General features: G+C 70.7%; 14 protein-coding genes. 6 read left to right on the top strand and 8 right to left on the bottom strand.

What is annotated here, in order from left to right:
- Nucleotides 1-61: 61 nt before the first annotated feature.
- A complete protein-coding gene (locus HNR51_RS12165) occupies nucleotides 62-754 on the bottom strand; it encodes a Crp/Fnr family transcriptional regulator (RefSeq protein ID WP_012456405.1) in 693 nt (230 codons plus the stop codon).
- A gap of 811 nt (nucleotides 755-1,565) precedes the next feature.
- On the opposite strand from HNR51_RS12165, the gene HNR51_RS12160 reads away from it, so the two are divergent.
- Complete coding sequence (locus tag HNR51_RS12160; protein WP_182555103.1) at nucleotides 1,566-4,298, top strand: DUF2339 domain-containing protein; 2,733 nt, start codon at nucleotides 1,566-1,568, stop codon at nucleotides 4,296-4,298.
- Nucleotides 4,299-4,496: 198 nt separating this feature from the next.
- On the opposite strand, the gene HNR51_RS12155 is transcribed toward HNR51_RS12160, so the two are convergent.
- On the bottom strand, nucleotides 4,497-4,733 hold the full coding sequence (locus HNR51_RS12155; protein WP_012456407.1) for a hypothetical protein: 237 nt from the start codon (nucleotides 4,731-4,733) through the stop codon (nucleotides 4,497-4,499).
- Nucleotides 4,734-5,029: 296 nt separating this feature from the next.
- On the opposite strand from HNR51_RS12155, the gene HNR51_RS12150 reads away from it, so the two are divergent.
- Nucleotides 5,030-5,503, top strand: coding sequence for an anaerobic typically selenocysteine-containing protein (locus HNR51_RS12150; RefSeq protein WP_182555102.1), 474 nt, complete (start codon nucleotides 5,030-5,032; stop codon nucleotides 5,501-5,503).
- A 153-nt stretch (nucleotides 5,504-5,656) separates the two neighbouring features.
- On the top strand, nucleotides 5,657-6,061 hold the full coding sequence (locus HNR51_RS12145; RefSeq protein WP_012456409.1) for a hypothetical protein: 405 nt from the start codon (nucleotides 5,657-5,659) through the stop codon (nucleotides 6,059-6,061).
- A 36-nt stretch (nucleotides 6,062-6,097) separates the two neighbouring features.
- Here HNR51_RS12145 and HNR51_RS12140 read toward each other — a convergent pair whose 3' ends face one another.
- Together HNR51_RS12140 and HNR51_RS12135 are read right to left on the bottom strand one after the other, a co-directional pair.
- The gene (locus tag HNR51_RS12140; protein ID WP_012456410.1) at nucleotides 6,098-7,399 is read right to left on the bottom strand and encodes an MFS transporter; all 1,302 of its coding nucleotides are present in this window, start codon (nucleotides 7,397-7,399) and stop codon (nucleotides 6,098-6,100) included.
- Between the two features lie 99 nt (nucleotides 7,400-7,498).
- Nucleotides 7,499-8,674: a pyridoxal-phosphate-dependent aminotransferase family protein gene (locus HNR51_RS12135; protein ID WP_012456411.1), complete on the bottom strand. Its 1,176-nt coding sequence runs from the start codon at nucleotides 8,672-8,674 to the stop codon at nucleotides 7,499-7,501.
- A gap of 163 nt (nucleotides 8,675-8,837) precedes the next feature.
- On the opposite strand from HNR51_RS12135, the gene HNR51_RS12130 reads away from it, so the two are divergent.
- Nucleotides 8,838-9,650, top strand: coding sequence for a GntR family transcriptional regulator (locus tag HNR51_RS12130; protein WP_141953638.1), 813 nt, complete (start codon nucleotides 8,838-8,840; stop codon nucleotides 9,648-9,650).
- A gap of 55 nt (nucleotides 9,651-9,705) precedes the next feature.
- Nucleotides 9,706-10,482, top strand: coding sequence for a hydroxypyruvate isomerase (gene hyi, locus HNR51_RS12125; RefSeq protein ID WP_141953640.1), 777 nt, complete (start codon nucleotides 9,706-9,708; stop codon nucleotides 10,480-10,482).
- A gap of 22 nt (nucleotides 10,483-10,504) precedes the next feature.
- Here hyi and HNR51_RS12120 read toward each other — a convergent pair whose 3' ends face one another.
- Nucleotides 10,505-11,581 (bottom strand): AraC family transcriptional regulator, encoded by a 1,077-nt coding sequence (locus HNR51_RS12120; protein WP_141953642.1) that lies wholly within the window; start codon nucleotides 11,579-11,581, stop codon nucleotides 10,505-10,507.
- Nucleotides 11,582-11,695: 114 nt separating this feature from the next.
- On the opposite strand from HNR51_RS12120, the gene HNR51_RS12115 reads away from it, so the two are divergent.
- Nucleotides 11,696-12,214: a DUF3280 domain-containing protein gene (locus HNR51_RS12115; protein ID WP_141955030.1), complete on the top strand. Its 519-nt coding sequence runs from the start codon at nucleotides 11,696-11,698 to the stop codon at nucleotides 12,212-12,214.
- A gap of 84 nt (nucleotides 12,215-12,298) precedes the next feature.
- On the opposite strand, the gene HNR51_RS12110 is transcribed toward HNR51_RS12115, so the two are convergent.
- The 3 genes from HNR51_RS12110 to HNR51_RS12100 form a co-directional block, all read right to left on the bottom strand.
- On the bottom strand, nucleotides 12,299-13,171 hold the full coding sequence (locus HNR51_RS12110) for an SDR family oxidoreductase (RefSeq protein WP_012456414.1): 873 nt from the start codon (nucleotides 13,169-13,171) through the stop codon (nucleotides 12,299-12,301).
- Nucleotides 13,172-13,247: 76 nt separating this feature from the next.
- Nucleotides 13,248-16,220 carry an FAD-binding and (Fe-S)-binding domain-containing protein gene (locus tag HNR51_RS12105; RefSeq protein ID WP_182555101.1) on the bottom strand — a complete coding sequence of 991 codons (2,973 nt, stop codon included), beginning with the start codon at nucleotides 16,218-16,220 and terminating at the stop codon, nucleotides 13,248-13,250.
- 174 nt (nucleotides 16,221-16,394) lie between these two features.
- On the bottom strand, nucleotides 16,395-17,777 hold the full coding sequence (locus HNR51_RS12100) for a polyhydroxyalkanoate depolymerase (protein ID WP_182555100.1): 1,383 nt from the start codon (nucleotides 17,775-17,777) through the stop codon (nucleotides 16,395-16,397).
- Nucleotides 17,778-18,087 lie beyond the last annotated feature (310 nt).

Genomic DNA, 18,087 nt, shown 5'->3' with positions numbered 1-18,087 from the left:
GACGGATCTGCGCGACGTGTTCTAGGGGAGATGATCTGGGTGGAATCCGCTGCGGGGCGACTCACGCGTCCTCTCGCAGCGCCTCCTGAACCCGCGCTTCCAGCAGGTCGGGGCGGCGGATGACGAGGGCGCCGCGGGTGCGGTCGATCAGCCCTTCGCCCGCCATCACCGTGAACTCGCGGGTCACCTGCTCCCGGCGGCAGCCGATGCGGGCGGCGAGCACGTGGTGATAGGGCGGCGGTGTCACCACCCGCTCCCCGTCCTGCCCGGCCCGCGGCACGGACAGGCGCAGGAGTTCGGCGTAGAGCCGGTGGCGCAGATCGAGCAGGGCGTGTTCCATCAGCCGGGTGTTCAGCTCGCGCACGCGCTTGGCGAGCAGGCGGAACAGCCGGTCGGCGATCGCTTCCGAGGCGAACACGATCTGCCGGAAGACCGGGGCGGGCACGACGCAGACCTCGCCGCGGGTGAGCGCCGTGACGTTGGCCGAGCGGCCGATGCCGTCGAGTGCCGCCAGCTCGCCGAAGAAGGCGCCGGTGCGCATCTCGCCGAGGATCACCTCCTTGCCGGACTGGGACCGGTTGAGGATGCGCACTTCGCCCATGGCGAGGAAGTACACGTCGGTCGAGATGTCGTCGTAATCGACGAGGGTCTCGTTCTCGTCGAAGCGCCGCCAGTGGCAGCGCGTCTCGAATGGGGAGAGATCGACACCCGGTTCCTTGAAGAACGGGATGCTCGCCAACCGGCCTGTCGCCACGCCTCTTATACCTTGTCTACGCGCGTAGACTGGATGGTGAGGCTCCCGTCGAGGCGGGTCAAGTCGCCGCGCGCCTGCGCCACCCGATTGGCGTGGACGGTGCAAGCCCGTGGACCGCCCGGGCACCGGGCCGGGGCGCGAGGCCGGGCGATTCCGGCCGTCCCGGGCCATCCGCCGATTCGGCCGCCGCTTGGGCCGCTGCGGGACTAAAAGTCTCGGATGAGAGGCACTTAGCCGAAGAACGAAGAAGAGCTCTCGTTTTGGCTTCCATGAACTCGCGCGCCGCGCAACAGGTTTTTTACAGCGTACATCACCATTTTCCGCGTGATTTCAGGGCCTGTTAACCGTAAAGTTAGGCTGCGGATCTGAGGCAAGCGCGGAGTTAACCGATGTTGGAAGGTTACCGTGACTTATTTCGGCAGGACGCTTTCAAAGTAGGACTGATTTCATCTTCCGGGAGCCGTGGCGATATTGGATGCCTCATTTGGGACGAGACACCCGATGGAGTCGAAGTCGAAGTAGGTCCCGATGTTTTCGTTCCTGATTCTGTGCGGTTATCCATCGCCTGTCTGAAGATCGATTGTCCTTGCGCCGTCGTCGAGCGCGAAGGCTGCCGTCTTCATCTTGCGTTTGTCCGCTGAGGCGGCGCGCAGGCGGCGTTCGCCGGGGACGGCGCAACAGCCAAGTATTTGCAAGATCGCGCGATCCATAGGATCCGTGCCGCCACGATTCACGAGCGTGTGAGCCCCCGCACCCCGACAGGGCCGGAAGCGAGGCTAGCTTCGCCGCTCCCGAAGCGGACGGCCGGCCTATGGACGATGGTCTTTTCCTGAGTGCGGTGCTGATCGCGCTGGCGCTTGCCCTGTCCGGTCCGGCGGGCCTGATTCTGGCGCTGCGGCAGCGGCACCGCCTCCACGTGCTGGAGCGGCGCCTCGCCCTGGTGGAGGCGCGCCCGATCGCCGGTGCCGGCCCGGTCGCCGCGTCCGCCCCACCGCCCGCACCGGAGCCGCCCCGCCCGGAGCCGGTGCCCGAATCGACGCCGCTCGTCCCCTCCCCCGTTCCCGCTTCCTCCCCCGGCGCTGCGCCGCCGCGCGGCGCGGTTCCGGCCGTGGCGCCGCAGCAGCCGGCCGGGCCCTCTCGACCCTCCTCGCCCTTACCTTCCCCGCCCTCGATCGAGGAGCGCTTCGGCACCCGCTGGACGGTGTGGGTCGGCGGCCTCGCCCTGGCCTTCGGGGCGGCGCTGCTCGTGCGCTACTCGGCCGAGCGCGGACTGTTCGGGCCGGGTGTGCGGATCGCCGGGGGCTTCGCCCTCGCATTCGGCCTTGCCGGGCTCGGCGAGGTCCTGAGACGGCGCCTGCGCGGCGCGGCGCCGGTTCCCCCGGCCTGGCCCGACGTTCCGGCCATGGTCACCGCCGCCGGCACGGTCGGCCTGTTCGGGACGATCTACGCCGCGCAGGCCCTCTACGGCTTCATCGGACCGGGGCTCGCCTTCGCCGGACTGGCGGCGACGGGCCTCGCCGCCATGGTTGCGGCCCTGCTGCATGGGCCGGCGCTTGCGGGCATCGGCCTCGTCGGGGCGCTCGCCACGCCGCTTCTCGTCGGGGGCGGAGGGGCGAGCCTGTGGCCGCTCGCCCTCTACCTGCCGGTGGTGGCGGGCAGCGCCTACGCCTTCGCCTGGCTGAAGGGCTGGCGCCCGCTCGCGGTGGCGGGCGGCGTCGGTGCGGCGGCCTGGGCCCTGTTCCTCACGATCCTGCCCGGGGAGAGCGTGGCCGTACACGCTCACCTCGTGCTGCAGCAGGCGCTGGCGGTGCTCGTTCTCGCCGTGCTGCCGGGGCGCGGCGTACCCGACGGGCAGGCGCGGCTCGACCGCTTCGCCGCCCTCGCCCTCGCGCTCGCGGCCGGTGTGGCGCTGGCGGTGCTGGGAGGAACGGCGTCCGACGGCGACGCCCTGAGCTGGGCCGCCGCCGCCCTGGCCGCGACCGTGCTGCCCGCCCTGGCCGGCTTCGTCGCCGCGCCCGCCGCGGCCGGCAGCGCCGTTGCCGCCCTGACGCTGGCCGGCGCCCTCGTGCTCTGGCCGGGGGCATCCGATCCCGCGAACGCGCCCTCGTTCCTGCTCTGGTACGGGGTCGAGAACCCCGGCTTGCTGATTGCGCTGGCCGCAGCCGGTTCGCTCGCGGTCACCGCTCTCGGCGCCCTGCGGCTCCTGGGCGGCAGCCGGCTGCCCTACGCCACGGCGCTGAGCTTCGCCGCCGGCGCGGCGGCGGCCCCCCTCGCGGCCCTCGCCCTCACCGATCTGCGGGTCGCGGGCGGCGCGGTGGCGCCGGACTTCGCCGTCGCAGCCGGAGCCCTGGCCGCCGGCTTCTGCGGGCTCGCGGCCCTGTGCCGACGCCATGGCAGCGAGACCCCCTCCCCCGCCCTGACGCTGGGGCTCGGCGCCTTTGCCGCGGCGGCGGTGGCCAGTCTGTGCCTCGGCCTCGTCTTCGCCCTCTCGGGCGGCACGCTGACGCCGGCTCTGGCCGGAGCGGCGCTCGCCACCGCCCTGATCGCCCGGCGCCTCGACATCCCGGCCCTGCGCTGGTGCGTGGCCGGCCTCGCGGTCGTCGTCGCCGCACGGCTCGCCTGGAACCCGGCCCTGGTCCGGGAGGATCTGTCGAGCCGGCTCATCCTCAACGGGCTCGTGCTCGCCTATGGCTTGCCGGCCCTGGGCTTCGGCCTCGCCGCCCGGGCCATCCGCCTGCCCGAGCGCCGGGCGGACATTCCGGAGCAGGTGGCGCAGGCCCTGAGCCTCCTGCTCTCGGGCCTGTTCGTCTTTCTCGAAATCCGCCACGCGCTCCATAACGGCGACCTGTCCGCCTCGGGCACCAGCGTGCTGGAGCAGGGGCTGACGACGCTGGCCTCCCTCGGCTTCTCCCTGGTGCTGACGCGGGTCGCCGGTTCCTCGTCCTCGCCGGTGATCCGCTTCGGCGGTCTCGCCTTCGCCTGCCTCGCCCTGATCCAGGGGGCGCTCGGCCTCGGGCTTGCCGCCAACCCGTTCCTGACCGACGAGCCGGTCGCGGGCGGGCTCGTCCTGAACGACGCCGTGCTCGCCTACGCCCTGCCGGCGGCGGCGGCCTTCGCCCTGGCACGGGCGGCGCGAGGCGTGCGGCCCCTCTGGTTCGTGCGGATGGCGGGCGGCCTCGGGCTCGGCCTGAGCTTCCTCGCCCTGTGCCTCGCGGTGCGGCACGGCTTCCAGGGCGCGCGGCTCGGCCTCGATCGCGAGACGGGGCAGGCCGAATGGTACGCCTACTCGGCGGCATGGCTCGGCCTCGGGCTCGCCGCCCTCGGCTACGGCATCCTGCGCGGCTCGGCGACGGCACGGCTCGTCTCCGCCGTGCTGGTGGGGCTGGCGACGCTCAAGGTGTTCCTGCTCGACCTCTCGGGGCTGGAGGGGCCGCTGCGGGCGCTGTCCTTCCTCGGGCTCGGCGCCTGCCTGATCGGCATCGGCCTCGTCTACCAGCGCCTCGTCTTCGCGCCTGCTCCCCCACCCGCCGCGCCGGACGCGTGATCCGGTCCCGTTCCGGCACGCGGCCGGTTCGCGGCATTGACCGTCGGCTAACCGGTCGCGGTCATTCTACGAGGGAGCCACGTTGCGTATCGGCTCGGTCGTGCGAACGACATCCCCCCGCCGTCCCGCTCGGACGGCGGGGACGCCCGCCGCGCGATCCGGCTCGATCGCCGCGCGACGGCGGGATCGGCCTTCGGTTCAGGTGCTCGCCGATACCGTGTCCGCTTCGGCCGGGCCGTGGGCCTCGCGCCGCACGAACGCGATGCAGCGGCGGCGGGCCTCCGGATCCTCGATATCCAGGAACAGCGAGATCAGGGTGTGCGCCTCCTGCGCGAGACCGAGATCATCGTCGAGGCCGCCCTTCCGACGCGGCGCCGTCGAAGGATGCGCACGCCCGACGCCGCGATCCTGTGGTCCGTACTCCTGACCGGGCATCGATCCTTGTATCCGCTGAGCCGATGAAGGGGTGGCTGGGGCTCGAAGGGTGGGCGTATGCCGGAACATCCGTCACGCTTCGCGTCACAACGGCGTGATACGGCATGAACGCCCATATGCCTATGCATTGTGCGCAATTCACGCGGCGGGGCGTCGCGGTCCGGAACAGGGCCGGCATCCACCCTCTTCACACCGCGAGCCGGCGCCCTCGCACGGCCGTCCGCGGCGGTGACTTCGCCGGAAGGCGGCCCGTTCATCCAAGGGGGTGCCGTGGACCCACCGCGAAGGATCCGCGCATGCCCCGACACCCGAACCGCCTCCGAATTCCGGCCGCCCTGCTCGCCGCCGCCGTCGGCCTCGCCCTGCCGGCTGCGGCCCGGGCGGAGGGAAAACCGCTGCCGCCGCCGGCCAGCGATGTGATGCCGCCGGTCGAGCTGACCGTCGAGATGCGCGACGGCCATCCCGTCTGCCAGCCGGCGGAACTGCGTCTGCCGGCCGACACCAACGTGGCACTCAACGTGGTGAGCCGGGCCGACCAGCCGGTGACGATCACCATGCCGGGCCAGTTCGAGAACGGCCGGGTCCTGCACGCGGACGGCGATCTCGTCCACGTGGCGAGCGAGAAGGGCTACACGGTCAAGCGGGAGGGCCGCGGCCAGCTGCGCCTGCGTACCGTCGCGGCCGGCGAGAAGACCTTCGCCTGCACCGGCGCCAACAGCCGGAGCAACCCGTTCGAGGGCAAGGTGATCCTGACCCCGCCCTCGGGCTGAACGCGTCCCGCTTCGCCCGGGCGAGGCGCGCCTGGGCTTACCGGACCCCTGGCAGACGGCTCGTCATCCTTTAAGGAGAGGGACGACCGCCTGCCCCTCCGGTTCTTGCGGGGGGATGGGGCAGTGGACCAGAGTCGGCAGGACACAGGGCGCATGGCGAAGCCGGGGGACGACGACGAACAGGCCATCGACCGCCTGACCCTCTACATGCTCAAGGAGACCTATTGCGCGGCCGCGGGCGCCCTGATGCGGATGAACCCGCAGGCCGCCGAGGCGCTGTTCCAGGCCTTCGAGCGGCAGATCGCCGACGCGCTCCAGCGCATGCACGCCCATCGCTCGGAAGGGCCGGATTCGACCGCCATCGCCCTGGCGGTCGGCGACCGAATCGCCGAGATCCTCGATCAGGCCCACCGCCGCCAGTTCGAGCCGGCGGTCGCGTCGGGAGCGGTCGCGTCGGGTCCTGAGGACCGCAGCCTCGAGGCGGTGCGGGAAACGGGCATTTCGAGCGAGGCGGTCGCGGTTCTGGCGGACCTCCAGCGCCGCTTCCCCTCGTCCTGACAGGAAGGCCCGCCGCCGCGGCGGCGGGCCGGTTCCCTACTCCGCCGGTACCACCCGTGGCGTCAGGGGCGTGGGCTCGTCCTCGAACGGCCGCTCCGGATGCATGGTGAAGGCGAGCCCCGCGCCGAGGAGCAGGAGGCCGATCGAGCCGGCGAAGGGCAGGATCCAGTTGCCGGTCAGGTCCACGATCAGGCCGAAGGTGAGCGGCGAGACGATGGCCGCGAAGGCCGAGCCGAAATTCATCAGCCCGCTCGCCGTGCCGGCATATTGCGGGGCGATGTCCATCGGCACCGACCAGATCGGTCCGATCACCAGTTCGAGGAAGAAGAATCCGCCGCTGAGCAGCAGCGCCACCAGGGTCAACTCCTTGGTGAAGAACACACCCGCGAGGCAGGCGGCCGCACCCAGCATGCCGAGGCAGATCACGTTGCGGCGCGCCTTCTGCAGGTCGCCGGTCTTCTTCAGGATCCGGTCGGAGACCACGCCGCCCAGCGTGTCGCCGACGACGCCCGCGAAGAACACGCCCGAGGCGAACAGGGCCGAGTTCTTGATGTCGAGGCCGTAGCCGTCCTTGAAGAACGAGGGCAGCCAGTTGAGGTAGAGCCACAGCGACCAGCCGTAGCAGAAATAGGTCAGCGTCACGGGGGCCATGCGCGGCACGAGCCGGCGCCACGGCACGGGGGGCTTGGCTGCGGGCTTGGCCGTGCGGTCGCGGATCGCCAGCCGCTCCAGATCCTCGCCGGTGATGCCCTTATGCTCGCGCGGATCGTCCCGGTAGTAGAACGCCCAGACCAGCACCCAGGCGAAGCTGACGATGCCGAGGATGACGAAGGCGCCGCGCCAGCCGACATAGGCCATCATCAGCACCACCAGCGGCGGCGTCACCGCGTTGCCGAAGCGGGCGAACGAGTGGGTGATGCCCTGCGCGAAGCCGCGCTGGTCCTTGGCCACCCAGGACTGCATCGCCCGCGTCGCGGTGGGGAAGGTCGCGCCCTCGCCGAAGCCCAGGGCGAAGCGGGCGAGGAACAGCGAGACCACGCCGCCGACGAAGCCGGTGGCCACCGTCGCCGCCGCCCAGATCAGGCCGCAGATGAGCAGGGTGCGCCGGGCGCCCCACTTGTCGGCCATGGCGCCGCCGATGATCTGGAACACCGCGTAGGGGTAGGCGAAGGCCGAGAAGACGAGGCCGAGTTCGGTGTTGCTGAGTCCGAGTTCACCCTTGATCGCCGGGCCGGCGGTGCCGACGTTGACCCGGTCGACATAGGTGATGAAGTACATCAGGCAGAGCAGGAACAGCACCATGCCCGGCGCCGTCACACGGCGTGGGATCGTGATCATCGGGGCTTCCTCCAGTTTTTATGAGCGACCGCCCCAGGCCCCGCATCTGACGTGCGGATTGCCCGAGGCGCAGGCGTCGGTGGGCGTCGTGAAGACGGATCAGCCGTCCAGGCCGGAGCGCAGGCTCGCCATCGCGGCGAGCACGCCGCCGCGTTGGTGCGGCACGCCGGCCGCGGCCAAGCCCATTTCGACGCCGGACAGGGCGCCCATCAGGGTCAGGTCGTTGGTCTCGCCGAGATGGCCGATGCGGAAGATCTTGTCGGCAAGCTTCGACAGGCCGGCGCCGAGCGACATGTCGAACTTGTCCAGCACCAGGGCGCGGAAGGCGTCCGCGCCATGGCCGTCGGGCATCATCACCGCGGTGAGCACCGGCGAGTACTCGTCCGGGTTCCGGCACAGCACTTCGAGCCCCCAGGCCTCGACCGCGGCGCGGGTCGCGGCGGCCAGCCGCTGGTGGCGGGCGAAGACGTTGTCGAGGCCCTCCTCCAGCAGCATCGCCACCGCCTCGCGCAGGCCGTAGAGCAGGTTGGTGGCCGGCGTGTAGGGGAAGTAGCCGTTGGCGTTGGGCTTCAGCATCTCCTCCCAGTCCCAGTAGGACCGGGGAAGGTTGTTCGAGCGGCCCGCCGCCCGCGCCTTGTCCGAGATCGCGGTGAAGCCGAGGCCCGGCGGCAGCATCAGGCCCTTCTGCGAGCCGCTGACGGTGACGTCGACGCCCCACTCGTCGTGGCGGTAATCGACCGAGCCGAGCGAGGAGATGGTGTCGACCAGCAGCAGCGCCGGGTGCCCGGCCGCATCGATCGCCTTGCGGATCGCCGGGATGCGGCTCGTGACGCCGGTGGAGGTCTCGTTGTGGACCACCATCACCGCCTTGAACGCGTGGCCGCGATCCTCGGCGAGCCGCGCCTCGACCACGGCCGGATCGACGCCGTGGCGCCAGTCGCCGGGCACGAACTCGACCTCGATCCCCCAGCGCGCCGCCATCTGCCGCCACAGGGTGGCGAAATGGCCGGTTTCGAACATCAGGACACGGTCGCCCGAGGAGAGCGTGTTGACGATGGTCGCCTCCCAGGCCCCCGTGCCCGAGCCCGGATAGATCACCACCGGCCCCTTGGTGCGGAAGATCGTGCGGCAGCCCTCCAGCACCTCGCGGCCGAGCACGCCGAATTCCGGCCCGCGATGGTCGATCACCTGCCGGTCCATGGCGCGCAGCACGCGCTCCGGCACCGGGCTCGGGCCCGGAATGTGCAGGAAGTGTCGTCCGGTGCGGCTCGTCATGGTCCCTCCCGTCGGGCCGGATGCCGGGCGCTTCACGGCGCGTCCGGTCGTTTCATCCCACAGGTTTGCATTCATTTCGAGCTGAGACAAGAAGTATCATGCCTTCATTCATCCCATCGACGGCGATCGAGCCCGCTGCTACCAATCCGCCATGACTTCCGCCATGACACGCGCCGAACGCGAATCGGAGGGCGCGGACGGCCCGGGTCCCCTCCCCGCCCAGCTCTCTGCCGAGATCCCTGCCAGAATCCCTGGCACGCTCCCGGCCGAACCTCAGGCCAAGTCGCGGGAAAACCTCGTTCATTCGCTTCACGACGAGGTGCTGGCGCGGCTGCGCGAGTTCATCGTCGAGGGCAATCTCGCCCCGGGCGCCCGCGTGCCGGAGCGGCTCCTGTGCGAGCGCTTCGGCATCTCGCGCACCCCCTTGCGGGAGGCGCTGAAGGTGCTGGCCTCCGAGGGGCTGATCGATCTGCTGCCGAACCGCGGCGCGCGGGTGCGCCGGATCGGCGAGGGAGAGATCATCGAACTGTTCGACGTGATGGGTGGGCTCGAGGCGCTCGCCGGCCGCCTCGCCTGCGAGCGCATCACGGAGGCGGCCTATGCCGAGATCGAACGTCTGCATCACGAGATGTACGGTCACTACCTGCGGCGCGACCTGCACGGCTACTTCGCCTGCAATCAGGCGATCCACGACCGGATCGTCCAGGCCGCCGAGAACGGGCCGCTGAGCGCCACCTATGCCAGCTTCGCCGGGCGGCTGCGGCGCGCCCGCTACTCGGCCAATCTCGATGCCAACCGCGACCGCTGGGGCGAGGCGATGCGCGAGCACGAGGAGATCCTCGACGCCCTGCGCCGCCGGGCGGGATCGGAACTCAGCGATATCCTGTTCCGCCACCTGCGCAACAAGCGCAGAGCCGCCGCTGATCGCGAGGCCGCCGCCCCGGTTCCCGGCGAGCCGGCGGTGGACAGCGTTTGAGCTTCGCTCCTTCTGTCATTTTTGAATGCATTTTGCACGATCGAACGGCCGAACCATGCCTCGCTTCGCCGCCAATCTGAGCCTGCTGTTCACCGAGGTGCCGCTCCAGGACCGCTTCGCGGCAGCCCACGCCGCCGGGTTCACGGCGGTGGAGATGCAGTTTCCCTATGCCGAGGCGAAAGCGGTGCTGGCCGCGCGCCTCACCGAAACCGGCCTGCCGCTGGTGCTGCACAACCTGCCCCCCGGCGACTGGGCCGCGGGCGAGCGCGGCATCGCCGCCCTGCCCGGCCGTGAGGCCGAATTCCGCGAGGGCGTCGCCCGGGCGATCGATTATGCGGGCGCGCTCGGATGCCGCCAGCTCAATTGCCTCGCCGGCCTCGCGCCGCCGGAGGTCGAGCCGGCCCGCCTTCGCGCGACGCTCACCGAGAACCTCGCCTACGCCGCCGAGGCGCTGGGCCGGGCGGGCATCCGTCTTCTGATCGAGCCGATCAACGACCGCGACATGCCGGGCTTCGTCCTGAACCGTCTCTCGGACGCCGCGGCGGTGATCGAGGCGGTGGGATCCGACAACCTGTTCATCCAGGCCGATCTCTACCACATGGCGCGGATGGGCGAGGATCTCGCAGGCAGCCTCGAAGCCCACCGCGCCCGCATCGCCCATGTCCAGATCGCCGACAGCCCCGGCCGCCACGAGCCCGGCACCGGCCGCATCGATTTCTCCGCCGCGTTCACGGTCCTCGACCGCCTTGGCTATGCCGGCTTCATCGGCTGCGAATACCTGCCCGCGTCCGACACCGAAGCGGGCCTCGGCTGGATGACCGCCTACCGCTGAACGTCACGGGATCCCAAAGGGATCATCCCTTTGGCGGGGCGCCGGGGCGGCGCCCCGGCATTTTTCCAGGGCTCCGCCCTGGACCCGCGAAAGGACCTGTCCTTTCGAAACTTGGACTTGTGGCATGCAGGTGGCGCCATGTCCGTGGGGCCAACCCTGTCCAGCCGAGGAAGGCGCGGGTGAAGTGGGCCGCGTCGGCGTAGCCGAGATCGAGGGCGATCCGTCCGATGGGCGTCGTACCTCCTGCCAGCAGTGTCTCGGCCTGCGCCCGCAAGACGCCTTGGAGGATCGGTGCGAAGCCCGTGCCCTCCGCCTCCAGCCGGCGTTGCAGACTGCGGCGCGACAGGCCGAGCCGGCGGGCGACTCCGTCGATCGAGGGGCGGCCCTCGAGAAGCGCGAGTTCGATCAAGCCGGCGACGCAGGCCGTCAAGCCAGCGTTGGGCGGCGGAGGTGCCGCTCCGAGGAGCCGGTCGGGAGCCGGGTTCGGCGTCGCCAGCAGTGCGGCGTCGAAGTGCAGGCCGGCACGCGGGCCGAGACCCAGGTCGCAGTCGAAGATCCGCTCGGCCTCGCTCCGGTCGGGTAGGATCGCGCCGGTCAGCACTGCCCGCCGTGGCCGCCAACGCGGCCCGAGGAAGTGGCGCACGGTGCCGAGCAGATAGCCGAGCGCCAGCATCTCGTTGGTTTGCCGCCCGGCCTCGATCCGCTCGGTGACGGCGTAACCGTAGACGGCGTCCTCGCCCTGTCGGCACAGCCCTGTCCAGGTCGCCGTCTGGAGGAGCGCCGGCGTGACAGCCTCGACCTGCGCCAGCGCATCGCCGAGGGTTGCGCAGGCCCGCACGTGCCGGCCAATGGGACCGAGCCCGCCGATTCCGGTGGCGACCGCGAGACGCGCCGGCAGGGCCGGGTCGCCGCTCTCGCGCACTGCGCCATCCACGAGGCGGAGCTGATCGCGGAGCAGGATGAGACGGTCGGGTGCGTCCATCAGGGCGAGGGGCATGCCGGCCCGGCGGAACACGCGTGCGATGGAGCCGCCGGCCGCCTCGACCGCCGCCACAATCGGGCCCATCGTGCAGGCCCGCGTCAGTCCGGGCTCGTCCATGCGCTCTCCTCCCGGCAAGCAGGCTCAGCCCGGTGGCACCGAATGGCAAGAGGCCATGCGAGTGCGGTCATAACCTCCGTCCGGGCCGTGCAGGGCGGCGCCGGAGGGGGGGTGATGACCGGTAAATCTCGTGAAGGGTGGTGGGGGATGCGGCTTGCGCTGACGATTCTCGTTCTAGGCGGATCGGCTGCCGCTTCCCGCGCCGACCCACCCAAACTCACGCTGGCAATCCTGCCGCTCAAGCTCCTCGACACCTCCGGTGAACCGGTCGATCAGGCCCCCGAGCATGCCCGCCGTCTCGACGCGATGGCGCGAAACCTCGCGGAGGATCTCGGCGCATCCGGTGATTATCGCACCCTGCTCATCGCCCCGGAGAGGGTGCATGCACGCTGCCCGGACGAGCGGCCGGACTGTCTCCTTGAGCTCGCGAAAGAGGCCGGCGCGACACGCGTCTTCGTCGGCGTGGTCCACAAGAGCAGCACGCTCATCCTGCAACTCTTCGCACGCGTGGTCGATGCCCGCACCGGCCGAGCGGTGCTGACCCGCGACCTCAACTTCCGCGGCGACACCGACGAGGCGTGGCGCCGCGCCGGAGTCTTCCTGGCCAGGCAGGTCGGGGAGGCCGGCCCCTGAGCGGATGTCATGCGACATCCGCTCAGGGGCCGCGCAGGCTTCTTCCTGAGACGGTTTCCGATCTGATCGACCGGAAACCTGCGATCAGAAGATCGGCATGCCGCCGGCGACGGTGATCAGCGCGCCGGAGGTGTAGCTGCTCTCCTCCGCCGCCAGCATCACGTAGGCCGAGGCGAGTTCCGCCGGCTGGCCGGGGCGATTGAACGGCACTTGGCTGCCGAAGGTCTTCACCGCATCCTGGCTCATCCCGGCGGGAATGAACGGGGTCCAGATCGGGCCGGGCAGCACGCCGTTCACGCGGATGCCCTTTTCGGCCAGCAACTGCGCGAGGCCGAGCACCATGTTGCTGAGCGCCCCCTTGGTGGCGCTGTAGGCGAACAGGGTCGGCACCGGGTGCTTGGAATTGACCGAGGAGGTGAAGATCACCGAGGCGCCGGGCTTGAGATGCGCCAGTGCCGCCTTGGTGGCGTAGAACGGGCCGAAGATGTTGGTCTGGAAGTGCTTCTCGAAGATCGCGTCGTCGATGTCCGTCACGCCCTGGTTCGGCTGCTGGAAGGCGGCGTTGTTCACCAGGATATCGAGCCGGCCGAATTCCTTGGCCGTGCGCTCGACGATCTCGCGGGCATAGGCCGCGTCCTTGATGTCGCCGGGAAGCAGCAGGGCGCGCCGGCCCGCCTTCTCGATCCAGGTGCCGACGGCCTCCGCGTCCTTCTGCTCGTCGGGCAGGTAGGAGATCGCCACGTCGGCGCCCTCGCGGGCATAGGCGATCGCCACCGCCCGGCCGATGCCGCTGTCGCCGCCGGTCACCAGGGCCGCCTTGCCGGTGAGCTTGCCGGAGCCCTTGTAGCTCTCCTCGCCGTGGTCCGGCTCGGGCGCCATCTGAGCCGTCTTGCCGGGGAAGCTCTGAGGCTGCGTCTCGAAGGGCGGGCGCGGGTATTTGGTCAGCGGATCGGTCATCACGGCTCCTGTACGGGATTGCCGCGACAACCGGATGCGAGGGCCTGCGTTCCGAAGCGGCGACCCTGAGCCGCGGTCAGGCCGTGGGCACGAGGGCCGCGTCGAGCACGCGGGCGACGTGGATCGCGTCGCGGCCGAGGCCGTCATGGATCTGATGGCGGCAACTCGTGCCGTCGGCGACCACGAGATCGTCGGCGGAAGCCTTTCGGAGCGCCGGGAACAGCGACAGCTCGGCCATGGCGAAGGAGACGTCGATCGTATCCCGGCCGTAGCCGAAGGCGCCGGCCATGCCGCAGCAGCTCGATTCGATCACCCGCACGTCGAGCCCCGGCACCGCGCGCAGCACCGTCTCCACCGATCCCATCGCCCCGAACGATTTCTGGTGGCAATGGCCGTGCAGATGGGCGACCCGGCCGCCCTGATCGGCGAGCGGGAGGGTGATGCGGCCGGCCGCGAGGTCGGCGGCGAGCAGTTCCTCGAACAGGAGGGCGCTGCGAGCCAACTCGCCCGCTTCCTCCCGCGGCAGCAACGACAGGAACTCGTCGCGGAAGGTCAGGAGGCAGGAGGGTTCCAGGCCCACCACCCGGGCGCCGGCCCGCACGAAGGGCAGCAGCGTGTCCAGCGTGCGGCGCGCCTCCTCGCGCGCCCGGTCGGTCTGGCCGGAGGCGAGATAGGTGCGCCCGCAGCAGAGCGGGCGGCGCCCTTTGTGCGCGACGACGCGGTGCAGGCGGTAGCCGGCAGCGTGCAGCACCCGCTCGGCGGCCTCCAGATTCTCGCGCTCGAAGGCGCGGTTGAAGGTGTCGCCGAACAGGACGAGGTCGCGGAAGTCGCCGGTCACGTCCTCCGGGTGGGCGACCTCGCCGGTCTCGCGCCAGGGCCGGCGCCATTCTGGCAGGGAGCGGCGGGCTGAGAAGCCGGCCCATTGCTCACCGAACCGGGCGAGCGTCGGATAGCGGTTGCGCAGGTTCAGGAGCGGCGCGAGCGCCGCGGCCACGCCGGCATAGCGCGGCATCTCGGCCACCAGCCGCTCCTTCAGCGGCAGGCCGTGCCGGGCGTGGTAGTGGTGCAGGAACTCGACCTTCATCTTGGCCATGTCGACGCCGGTCGGGCATTCCCGGCGGCAGGCCTTGCACGACACGCACAGATCCATCGTGCGCTTCATCTCGGGCGAGACGAACGCGTCCGCGCCGAGCTGGCCCGAGATCGCGAGGCGCAGGGAATTGGCCCGGCCGCGGGTGAGGTGCTGCTCGTCGCGGGTGGCGCGGTAGGAGGGACACATCGCGCCCCCGGCGAGCTTCCGGCAGGTGCCGTTGTTGTTGCACATCTCGACCGCCGGGCCGAAGCCGCCCCAATCCGACCAGTCCAACGCCGTCTTGCGCGGGGTGCTCACCGCGTAATCGGGCGCGAAGCGCATCAACGTGCGGTCGTCCATCTTGAGCGGGCGGACGATCTTGTTGGGGTTCAGGCGGTTCTCGGGGTCGAAGCCGTCCTTCACGGTCTCGAAGGCGCGGGTGAGTTTGGCGCCGAACAGCGGTTCCACGAATTCGGAGCGCGAGATGCCGTCGCCGTGTTCGCCCGAATAGGAGCCCTTGTGGCGGCGCACCAGCTCCGCCGTCTCCTCGGCGATGGCGCGCATCTTCCGGACATCGCCGCCCTGCTTCATGTCGAGGATCGGGCGCACGTGCAGGCAGCCGACCGAGGCGTGGGCGTACCACGTGCCGCGGGTGCCGTGCTTGGAAAACACCTCGGTGACGGCGTCGGTGTAATCGGCCAGATGCTCCAGGGGGACGGCGCAATCCTCGATGAAGGAGACGGGCTTCGCGTCGCCCTTCATCGACATCATGATGTTGAGGCAGGCCTCGCGCACCTCCCACACCGCCTTCTGGCGGTTCGGCTCCACCACCTCGACCACCGCGCCGGGAAAGCCGTGATCGGCCATGCACTGGTCGAGGCGCTTCAGGTCGCGCTTGAGCGCGGCGAGATCGTCGCCGGCGAACTCGGCCAGCAGCAGGCAGTTCGGCTGGCCCCGGGTGATGTCGGCGAGCGTCGTGCGGAACAGCGGGATGTCGGCGCCGAGCACGAGCACGTTGTTGTCGACGAGTTCGACCGCCACGGGATCGAGGGCCACGATGTGGCGCGTGGTCTCCATCGCCGCGCGGAACGAGGGGAAGTGGCACACGCCCATGGCGCGGTGGGCCGGCAGGCGCGAGAGCTTCAGCGTGACCGAAGTGGTGGCGGCGAGCGTCCCCTCCGAGCCGACGAGGAGATGGGCGAGGTTCGGCCTCGGCTCGACCAGCGAATCGAGATTGTAGCCGCCGACCCGCCGCTGGACCTTCGGGTATCGCTCCGCGATCTCGTCGCGGTGGGCGTCGGCGAGCGCCAGCATCCGCCGCGCCAGATCCTCCGCCCGCGCGCCCCCGGTGACCGCGCTGGCCTCGTTGCCGGTCAGCCCGAAGCCGAAGGCGGCGCCATCGTGGAACAGCGCCTCCATCCCGAGAACGTTGTCGCTCATCTTGCCGTAACGCAGCGAGCGGGCGCCGCAGGAATTGTTGCCGGCCATGCCGCCGATGGTGCAGCGGGTGGCGGTCGAGGGCTCGACGGGGAAGAACCAGCCGTCCGCCCTCAGCCGGGCGTTGAGCCGCTCCAGCACGTGGCCGGGCTCGACGGTGACCGTGCCGGCCTCCGCGTCGTAGGCGAGCACGCCGTTGAAGTGGCGCGAGCAATCGACCACGAGGCCGGAGCCGATCGGCTGGCCGTTCTGCGAGGTGCCGCCGCCGCGCAGGATCACCGGTAGGTCGTACTGGGCCGCCACCTTCAGGGTCGCGGCGATGTCGGCGGCGCTCCTGGGAAACACCACGCCCGCCGGCATGATCTGGTAGATCGAGGCGTCGGTCGCGTAGCGGCCGCGGGTGAAGGCGTCGAAGCGGGCCTCGCCCTGGAGGACCTCGGCGAGCTTGCGCGGCAGCCCGGCATCGTTGCGGGCCTTCGCCCGCTGGGCCGGAGCCGGTGCCTCAGCCGGCTTCGCGCTGGCGCCCGAGTTCGCGCTCAAGTGGAACCTCCCTCCCCGTGCCGCACCCTGGACGGGCGTCCGGCCTTTTTGAATGCATAATTCGATGGCGAGGGTGGGTCAAACGCAACGGTGCCGCGGCAGGCCGGTCACGACGAAGCGGCCGCCGATCGGATCGGCGGCCGCTTGGCAATGCGTTCAGTTGTGAGACCTGTCCTAGAGCGCGATCCGCTGCGGGATTGCCTCCTGCGGGCCGTGTCGCTTGGCGAGACCCGGACCGGGCTCGGGCAACAGGATCGGCCGCTCGGGCAGAGCGCGCGGCGGCTGGATGGCGGGGCCATCGCGCAGGAGGATCGGGTGCGGCTCCGGCACCGGCACCACCGGGGCCGGTCGCGGCGCGGCGGGCCGCAGGCTGCGCTCCATGAAGTCCCGCACCAGCGGCACGATGTCGGCGCGGAAGCGCGAGCCGTTGAAGATGCCGTAATGCCCGGCGCCCGGCTGCATGTGGTAGCTCTTGGCCGCCTCCGGCAGGTTCACCGCAAGGTTGAGGGCGGCTCTGGTCTGCCCGAGACCGGTGATGTCGTCCTTCTCGCCCTCCACCGCCATCAGGTGGCAGCGGCGGATGGCGCCGAGATCGACGCGTTCGCCGCGATGGCGCAGGGTGCCGCGGGGCAGATCGTGGTTGATGAAGACCCGCTCGATCGTCTCGAGGTAGAATTCGGCGGTCAGGTCCATCACCGCGAGATACTCGTCGTAGAAGGCCCGGTGGCGGGCGGCCGAGTCGCCGTCGCCGCGCACGAGGTGGTCGAACATCGCGTGGTGGGCGTCGGCGTGCCGGTCGAGGTTCATCCCCATGAAGCCGGCAAGCTGCAGGAAGCCCGGATAGACCGCGCGGCCCGCCCCCGGATAGCCGGAGGGCACGGTGTGGATGCAGTGCCGCTCGAACCAGGCGAAGCCCTTTTCCCGGGCCAGCGCGTTGACGGCGGTGGGCGAGCGGCGGGTATCGACCGGCCCGCCCATCAGCACGGCCGAGCGCGGCACGAGCGGGTGATTCTCCGCTTCCATCCGGGCGAGGGCGGCGAGCACCGGCACCGAAGGCTGGCACACGGCCGCGACGTGCAGGTCCGGCCCGAGCGCCGCGAACAGGGCGATGCAGGTGTCGATGTAGTCGTCGAGGCCGAACCGGCCGGCGCTCGCCGGCACCTGCCGGGCATCGGCCCAATCGGTGATGAAGACCTGATGGCTGTCGAGGAAGGCCTCGACCGTGCCGCGCAGGAGCGTGGCGTAGTGGCCCGACATCGGCGCGACGATCAGGAGCTTCGGCTTCGCCTCGAGCGCCGCCGAGGGTTCGCCGAAGGCGACGACCCGGCAGAACGGGCGTTCCCAGACGATCCGCTCCGGCACGCCGAGCCCGAAGGCCGGCTTGGCGTAGACGCGGGTGGCACGCTCGAACATCTCGCATCCCGCGGCCAGGGTCCGGCTCTGCGGGGCGTAGGCCAGGGGGTTGAACGGGTTCTCGCAAGCGAGCCGGGTGGCTTCCGCCGCCAGACGCATCGGTGCGAGCATGAGGTGGCCGGCCTCATAAAGAGGATACAGCATGCGAGCGCTTCCCCGGAGCAGCTCGCTTGAACCAAGCTGTCCTAATTCTTGCGGTGGTGGAGGGTGCAACTCGCGGATCCGACAAAAGGTTTCGTTTGTACAAGACTCCCCTGTTGGTGGCGTCGCCCGAGCTTGAAGACGGGCAAGAAAAAGAGGCTGGCCCGCCGCCCTCGATCGCTGCGTGCGGCAGCGCCTGTCGCGGGCTTGCGCAGGGCGGGCCGATGATCCGGAACCGCCCGGGTCAGCCGGCGGTCCGCTCCTTCGCGGACCGACCTGTTGAAGACGCCGAGGGGCGTCGTCCGAAGAGGTG

Source organism: Methylorubrum thiocyanatum, from assembly GCA_014138645.1.
In the GTDB taxonomy this organism is placed as follows: domain Bacteria; phylum Pseudomonadota; class Alphaproteobacteria; order Rhizobiales; family Beijerinckiaceae; genus Methylobacterium; species Methylobacterium thiocyanatum.
This window is presented reverse-complemented; position numbering and strand designations above follow the sequence as displayed.